At 43.2% G+C, this 7724-nt stretch carries 8 protein-coding genes and 1 pseudogene; 5 read left to right on the forward strand and 4 right to left on the reverse strand.

The features are described 5' to 3' along the window. Positions 1 to 365: 365 nt before the first annotated feature. Positions 366 to 1022, reverse strand: coding sequence for an NAD(P)H-binding protein (locus VE944_RS00255; RefSeq protein ID WP_324970753.1), 657 nt, complete (start codon positions 1020 to 1022; stop codon positions 366 to 368). Between the two features lie 178 nt (positions 1023 to 1200). On the opposite strand from VE944_RS00255, the gene VE944_RS00260 reads away from it, so the two are divergent. Continuing rightward, positions 1201 to 1875, forward strand: a complete 675-nt coding sequence (locus VE944_RS00260; protein WP_324970755.1) for a DUF1997 domain-containing protein — start codon at positions 1201 to 1203, stop codon at positions 1873 to 1875. 58 nt (positions 1876 to 1933) lie between these two features. Here VE944_RS00260 and VE944_RS00265 read toward each other — a convergent pair whose 3' ends face one another. Beyond that, positions 1934 to 2404 (reverse strand): DUF4079 domain-containing protein, encoded by a 471-nt coding sequence (locus VE944_RS00265; protein ID WP_324970757.1) that lies wholly within the window; start codon positions 2402 to 2404, stop codon positions 1934 to 1936. A gap of 387 nt (positions 2405 to 2791) precedes the next feature. On the opposite strand from VE944_RS00265, the gene VE944_RS00270 reads away from it, so the two are divergent. Beyond that, positions 2792 to 4075, forward strand: a complete 1284-nt coding sequence (locus VE944_RS00270; RefSeq protein ID WP_324970759.1) for an ankyrin repeat domain-containing protein — start codon at positions 2792 to 2794, stop codon at positions 4073 to 4075. A gap of 11 nt (positions 4076 to 4086) precedes the next feature. Here VE944_RS00270 and VE944_RS00275 read toward each other — a convergent pair whose 3' ends face one another. After that, positions 4087 to 4242: a DUF29 family protein gene (locus VE944_RS00275; RefSeq protein ID WP_324970761.1), complete on the reverse strand. Its 156-nt coding sequence runs from the start codon at positions 4240 to 4242 to the stop codon at positions 4087 to 4089. A 135-nt stretch (positions 4243 to 4377) separates the two neighbouring features. Here VE944_RS00275 and VE944_RS00280 point away from each other — a divergent pair, with 135 nt between their 5' ends. Beyond that, positions 4378 to 4824 (forward strand): DUF4332 domain-containing protein, encoded by a 447-nt coding sequence (locus VE944_RS00280; RefSeq protein WP_324970763.1) that lies wholly within the window; start codon positions 4378 to 4380, stop codon positions 4822 to 4824. Positions 4825 to 4960: 136 nt separating this feature from the next. Here the strand turns inward: VE944_RS00280 and VE944_RS00285 are convergent, their stop codons facing one another. Then, on the reverse strand, positions 4961 to 5575 hold the full coding sequence (locus tag VE944_RS00285) for a TetR/AcrR family transcriptional regulator (protein ID WP_229555625.1): 615 nt from the start codon (positions 5573 to 5575) through the stop codon (positions 4961 to 4963). Positions 5576 to 5728: 153 nt separating this feature from the next. On the opposite strand from VE944_RS00285, the gene VE944_RS00290 reads away from it, so the two are divergent. Continuing rightward, the gene (locus tag VE944_RS00290) at positions 5729 to 7384 is read left to right on the forward strand and encodes a M16 family metallopeptidase (protein WP_324970767.1); all 1656 of its coding nucleotides are present in this window, start codon (positions 5729 to 5731) and stop codon (positions 7382 to 7384) included. A gap of 37 nt (positions 7385 to 7421) precedes the next feature. Further along, a pseudogene (locus VE944_RS00295) lies at positions 7422 to 7724 on the forward strand (insulinase family protein); the annotation flags it as partial.

The raw sequence follows: 7724 nt of genomic DNA on the forward strand, positions 1-7724 counted from the left end.
CATTGGTGTCAACTTAAGTAAAAACGCTTATCCCACAGGCGTTTTACCCCACCCCTTAATCCCCTCCCCGTTCACGGGGAGGGGAGGTTTTGTCGCTAGACAAAAGCGGGGTGGGGTTCCGACGACTTAATTGGTAATTGAGTAAGCTTGATATAACGTCATTGCCAGGGTTTTGCGTTAAGTTGACACGTATGAGCATTACTAAACCCTTTTGCCTGTGGGATGCAGCGATCGCTTTAGGGAGTGGAATTAAGGGGCGGTCAATTTACATTAAGCACGCTACTTGACAAAGCGTCTAGGCTTAGGTATGGCTTCTCCATGAAAATGTGAGCCGATAACTTTGAACAATAGAATCCTGTGGAATATCAGCACTGTTGAAATAACTCCTTAAAGCTTTTCGAGGCTGCTTCCGGTTTGGCAACAATCTCGACAATTTTATTGCGTGCATCTGCTTCAAACAGTGCCTCAACAGCAACTTGGGCGACTTTTTGCCTGGGTATACTACCGTCAAACAGTGTATCAGCACTCTGCATCACGATCGCGTCGGAGTTATCTTCATTCTTCAACCCACCAGGCCGCACAATCGTATAGCTAAGACCACTTTTCTGGATATACTCTTCAGCTTGCTTTTTCCACACTAAAATCAGCCAAAACAAGTTCAATGGATGGAATAACTGCGAAGTACACAAAGAAGAAACTAAGACAAAATGCTCAATTCCCTTTGCCTTAGCAGCTCCTACTAAATTTTTAGTCCCTTCAAAATCTACTTTATAGGGGCCAGTGGGGTCAAAACTAGGTTTCGCACCAGTCGCAACCAACAGAACTGTGCTGTCTCCCAACGCAGCAGTTAAACTTTCTGGTTGTAATACGTCGCCGACCACTAACTCGGCTTCAGGAGAGAGAATACCCTTAGCTTTCTCTATATCCCGCACCAAAGCACGGACGGGAATATTCCGCGCTATCAACTCTTGCACAATCCGGCGACCTGTTTCACCCGTTGCCCCTGCTACAAATGCTTTCATGAGAAATGCTATCCTGGGAAACTATTGTGTGCTTGTTCAGTTCTTTATTTTAGTAATTCTATGGACTTGATGGTAGATTAATGAGGTTTCGGTAAAAATGGGATATTAGTGTGAAATCACCCAACAACATGGGGAATTATTAATATAGACGAACGCTAAAATATACATTAATACATTTATGCTTTCAAAACAAAGCGAATATAAATCCTGGGAAATAACAGAAGCAGTTTTACCTGTAGCCTCCAGCCAAGAAGCAGCCGAGGACACATTAATAGAAACAAATGTAGCAACGGTCACAAAATTTTACGGCCGTTATCAAGATTTTATGGAAATGCCTGCCTCAGCAGAAAAGGTTGCCCAGTATCTTAATAATCACGCCTCATGGTTTTCGCGTTGCGCTGAACCCATGAAGGTGCAATTACTTGGGGAAAATGGCTACGCTTTAGTAATTGGTCGTTTTGGTGCTTTTGGTTATGATGTAGAACCTAAAATTGGTTTGGAATTGTTGCCTCCAGATGAGGGTATTTACCGTATCCGTACAATCCCTATCCCTGATTACCAACCACCTGGTTATGACGTAGACTATCGGGCATCTCTACAGTTAATAGAAAACGATACTTCCACTAGCATTGGTGAAATTACTAGAGTTGAATGGGAATTGGATTTAATAGTTGATTTGCACTTTCCCAGGTTTATTCAGCGATTACCCAAGTCTATAATTCAATCTACAGGCGATCGCTTACTTAACCAAATTGTCCGCCAAGTCTCCCGCCGCTTAACTCGCAAAGTTCAAGAAGATTTTCAGAAATCTTTGGCAATACCCTTTCCTGCTAATTCTAAGCAAAAGCGGTGAGTCAATAGTTCTTTGTCATTTGTCATTAATTTTTGACAAATGGCAAAGACCTACTTAACTATGCTTTAGTGAGAATTCTTTGGACAATTTGTACGCCGGTGACAGCCTGCCAAGCAAAAAGCCCTAAAAGGGTAAAATTTACCAGAATGTGAGTTGCCCGCGCCCAATTTGCCCCTTTTTGCATATAAGGGGACAAAGCAGCAGAAAATGCAATCATACCCGTCATACCTAGTCCTGCCAGCAGGTGAGGCCCGACAAATAACTTGCCATTATTGATGTAAGTGACACCCATCCCTCCAATTGCACCTACAACCATCAAAGCTAAGAGTATAGACCCGATTTGGTAGTGTCTAACGTTATATTTACCTTTAATCAGTTCTTTCTTTTCTTCCCCCTGAGCATTTCTGGTACGCTGTACTTGCAGCCCTAAGTAGGCAGCATAAATTGAAACTACTAATAGCGCCCACATGAGCACCGGATGAAAGAAATTCAGCCAATATTTCACCGACGCGGAAAGTTCCAGACTCATCGTGTTCTCGCCCAATTATAAAATCTTCATAAAAATTAGCATAATTCTATTTTCTGTGCTTAAAGTTGCACAAATAAAAAGAGGCTAAGAAAGAGAAGAATTTTCATCAACCCAATAGCTAGAATGTTTGCCAAGACTGCTTGTATTGAATTTAAATTTAGAATGAGTGAATTTTGGACGTTGCTGATTCCATGTATGAAAATGATTTTGCATAATACCAAAATCATTGTAGAGACGTAGCAGTGCTACGTCTCTACATCTAGATTCATGCTTCAATTCAGCAACGCCGAATTTTAAATTGCATAAACCTCTTGCCAAAGTGGATAAACAATCTCAGACTAAATTTTGAGGGTAGACGAATAAAACCCCCTGTGTGGGATCTCATCTATGACTGAAAACAACGATACTTTGCTGCTAAAAGCTGCTAAAAGCGGCGATATCAAGGGTCTCAGTGCGCTACTGGCTGCTGGCGCGAGGGTGGACGTGTGCGATCGCCAAGGCACGACGGCATTAATGTTTGCTGCCAATTTAGGCTATACCGAAATTGTGCGATCGCTATTAAATGCTGGGGCAAATATCAACTTGCCCAGAAAACTCTATGGTTTGACGGCTTTGATGTTGGCAACTAATGCCAAACAGCTTGACATTTTGCAGCTTTTACTATCTAAAGGTGCTGATGTAAATGCCACTAATGAAGATGGCAGCACAGCTTTAATGGCAGCTGTAGTTAAAGGTCATGTCGATGTAGTGCGAGTTTTATTGGCTGCTGGTGCAAAGGTGAATATCGCAGATAAAGATGATGATACAGCCTTGAAACTCGCCGTTAAGCAGGGACAAATAGAAGTTTTACAAGCAATTCTCCAAACTGGTATCGATGTCAATATCCGAGATGAGGAAGGTGAAACACTCTTAACATTAGCGGCAGATTTGGGACATTTGGAGGTTGTGGAAGCACTGCTAGCAGCCGGGGCTGATGTGAACGTGAAAAACGCCGATGGTGCAACTGCCCTATCGGCAGCAGCTGCTGCTGGACATAGTGCGATCGCAGCAGCTTTACTAAATCGAGGTGCTGAAGTTAATCTCCAAGACCAAGATGGTGAAACTGCCCTACACCTTGCCGTTGTGGAAGGCTACATTGATGTTGTGCAAGTGTTACTTACCAGGGGTGCAGATGTCCAAATTAGGAACCACCTGGGTGATACGCCACTGCTTGTAGCAGCATTGCAGGGACACAGCCATATCGTCGAAGCATTGTTGCATTCCGGGGCAGATATTACTGAGAAAAACCTCGGTGAAGTACCTTTGACGCTGGCTGCATCACAGGGACACACCCAAACAGTAAAAGTACTGCTACACTATGGTGCTGATGCCAACACTGCGAGCGATGATGGCAAAACTGCTTTGATCAAGGCAACCGAACGCAAGCACACGGAGATAATACACTTATTGCTGGCAAATGGGGCAGATGTGAATTTTCAAGACTCAGCAAAGGCAACAGCATTGATGTGGGCGGCCTCAGTAGGTTACGGCGAAATTGTGCAGTTATTACTCCAAGCTGGGGCAGATGTGAATTTGAAAAACCGGGGTGGTTATACTGCTGTAATGATTGCAGAATTTAATGGTTATAAAAATGTGGTGCGGAACCTGCAAAAAGCTGGGGCGCAAGAATAGCTAATAGCCATCTAAAATCTTTTGTTTCCTGATTTGCCAGACAATAATAATTCTGACTTATCATTTTTTTCAAATTGTCCAGCACGAATGAGTTGCACAGTTTTTTCTGTCCATGCGACAAAATCTGTTTCATATAACTGGGCTGTGCTTCTCGTAATCGGGGTCATAAACTTCCTACAATCCACCGTAGACGAGCAAAATTGGTGAGATTTTACCTCCATTTTAACTTCAGAGGCGATGCGAGGCGATCGCGTCTTGTTCCTGTCACAATATCTAAATAAGCCTATATTTTAATTTCAAAAATGTCTGCTAAAAATACAAATAATCAAAGTCGTATCCAATCTCGTGACTGGCCAATTGAGCAATTACCTGGACTAAGCCACGAGGAACAATCTCAACTGCACAATTGTGGAATTTTTACCACAGTAGCGCTAATCAAACAAGGGAAAACTCTAGAGAAAAGACTAGCATTAGCAAATAAATTACAGATTCATCTTCAGTATGTAAATAAATGGATGGCTTTAGCTGACTTGGCGCGTATTCCCAGTGTAGGCATACAATATTGTGGTTTATTGCTCCATGCAGGTATTGGTTCAGTTGCACAGTTAGCTCAGACTCCCACTCACAGATTGCACCAACAAATTATGCGCTTGCAGGTAGCAACAATGCAGCGACGAGATTTGTGTCCAGCGATTGAATTAGTACAACAGTGGAGTCAGCAAGCGAAAATAGTGGGGAGTGGGGAGTAGGGACTGGGGGCAGAGGGGACAAGGGGACAAGGGGACAAGGGGGCAGAGGAGACAAGGGGACAAGAAAGAATTATTGAAGAAGTGTCTCACTTATTTTTTCCCGACTCCCGACTCCCGACTCCCGACTTACTACTCGCTAATCCTTGGCTAAAACACCATTAAGGAAAATATCAGCAAGTCCTTCTGCCATTTCCTGCATTTGTTGAGGGGAAGCGTCAGGTTCCATGATGGTGTTGTTGGAAAAACCTGCGATCGCAAACATTCCTAAAAAAACTTTGGCTACCAGCTTGGCATCCATTTTGCGATAAATGCCTTTATCCATCGCTGTTTGAAAAAATGCTTCGCCCACATCGGACATTTTGGTAATGACTTCTAATTGAATGCGATCGCGCAAGTCGGGGTGAAACTGCACCTCCATAAAACAAACGCGCATTAAATCGGCATTTTTTTGGAAATTCCACATCCGGCGACGCATCACCTGAGCTACGGCTTTATAGCTGCCCATTTCACTTAATTCTGTCAGTAAATCTGTGAGAATCTCCACCCATCCACTCGTCGCTACTTCCACTAAAATTGCCTTTTTATTGGGAAAATGACGAAATAGAGTGCCTTCAGCTACACTTGCCGCCTGTGCTAAATCGCGGGTGGTTGTGCCGTCAAATCCCTGAGCGGCGAACAACCGTTGTGCTGCCTGTAAAATCCGGGTGCGTGTCTGAGCCTCTGAGGGTGGGGAAGAATTAAAAACTCGCATAACAGTTAAGGTGAAATTTGCGGAACATGATTTGTAGCATTATTGTCTAACGTCAAGTAAAAAAGCCTAACATGCTTAATACAAGATTAACGTCTTTTTGCTAAGTAAGTACCTAGTTTTTTAGGTAGTGTAACTTTATCTTAATTTGCGCTTATGAACCAGATCAGTCGGTCAATTTTAGATTTTAGATTGGGGATTTTGGATTGGTCAGATAAAGTATCTGTCATATTGCGGCGGTTGTTTGTCACTTCGTTGGCTTTGATCATCCTCTGGTGCGGATTGCTGCCAGAAATTGCTCTGGCTCAAACTCAGACAGCACCCCCTCCCCAAAGAGTGCTGCAACCTACAAAAACTCAAACTTCACCAGTTCAAAGTTCGATTCAACCTTATCTGAATCGAGTTATTAAGGAGTTAACGGAGTTTCGCCTCAACAATGGTCTTAAATTCATTGTCTTGGAACGACATCAAGCGCCTGTAGTTTCTTTTATTACTTATGCCAATGTCGGTGGTGTAGATGAGCCAGATGGCAAAACTGGTGTAGCTCACTTTCTAGAACATTTAGCGTTTAAAGGTACAACGCGCATTGGTACAGAAGACTACAAGGCAGAAAAACCTCTATTAGAAACCTTAGAACGGTTAGATACCCAAATTCAAGCAGCAAAAGCCGATGGCAAAAAAGATGAGGTTACGCGGTTACAAGCTAAGTTTAAGCAAGTGGAAGCGCAAGCAGCTAAGCTTGTCAAGCAAAACGAATTGGGGCAAATTGTCGAACAAGCGGGAGGCGTGGGTTTAAATGCCAGTACTTCAACTGAAGCTACCCGTTATTTCTACAGCTTTCCTGCCAATAAGCTCGAACTTTGGATGTCGCTGGAGTCGGAACGATTTCTTGATCCTGTAATTCGCCGTGAATTTTATAAAGAGAGAGATGTAATTTTAGAGGAGCGACGGATGCGGGTGGAAAATTCACCCATTGGATTGATGGTGGAGAAATTTATTGATACTGCTTACAAAGTTCATCCATACAGGCGTCCGGTGATTGGTTATGACGAAGATATCCGCAATTTGACACCAGAAGATGTGCAAAAGTTTTTTGATACTCACTATGTACCAAGTAATTTAACCATTGCCATTGTCGGAGATGTTAACCCGGCTGAGGTAAAAAAACTGGCGCAAACTTATTTTGGCCGCTATCCGGCAAAAACCAAAGCTGTTGAAAAAATTCCGGTGGAACCGTCACAACAACAAACACGGGAAGTTACTTTACAGCTACCTTCTCAACCCTGGTATTTAGAAGGTTATCATCGTCCAGCAATTACCCATCCAGATAATGCAGTCTATGAAATCATTGGCAGTTTATTAAGTAATGGGCGCACGTCGCGGTTGTATAAGTCTTTGGTAGAAAAGCAACGCTTGGCGCTAAATGCTCAAGGTTTTAGCGGATTTCCTGGAGATAAGTACCCAAACCTGATGTTATTCTATGCTCTCACGGCTCCTGGTCATACGGTTGATGAGTTGGCAGTGGCTTTGCGCCAAGAAATCGACAAATTAAAAACTGAGCCTGTAGCTACGGTTGATTTGGAACGAGTGAAAACCCAAGCAAGGGCGGGTTTGTTACGTACCCTCGATTCAAATATGGGGATGGCTCAACAATTGTTGGAATATGAGGTGAAAACTGGCTCTTGGCGGAATTTGTTTAAGCAGTTGGATGATATTTCGGCGGTGACAACGGCTGATATTGTACGGGTGGCAAAGGAGACGTTTACGCCGAAAAATCGCACGGTTGGGAAGTTGTTGTCGAAAGAAGCTTAAGAGAAACGAATCGCAAAGGGCGCAAAGGTAGAGAGATATGCAGAGGTACAAGGTGAAAGGTAAAAAATTCAAAATTCAAAATGGGAAGCGGCTTATTTATGCTTTGGTTGGTGTTTTTGCGTGTTTACTTTTAACTTGTAATTTTTCTCTGGCGGCGACGGCTGAGGCAAAGCACTATACTGAGTTGCAGCTACCAGCCCTACCTGAAATTAAGATACCAAAGTATGAGCGGTTTGTGCTTCAAAACGGCTTGATTGTCTATTTAATGGAAGATCACGAATTGCCGTTGGTGAATGGAACGGCGTTTGTGCGGACAGGAAATCGCTTGGAACCACGACAA

This window comes from Nostoc sp. (assembly GCF_035638895.1).
Lineage (GTDB): Bacteria > Cyanobacteriota > Cyanobacteriia > Cyanobacteriales > Nostocaceae > Nostoc.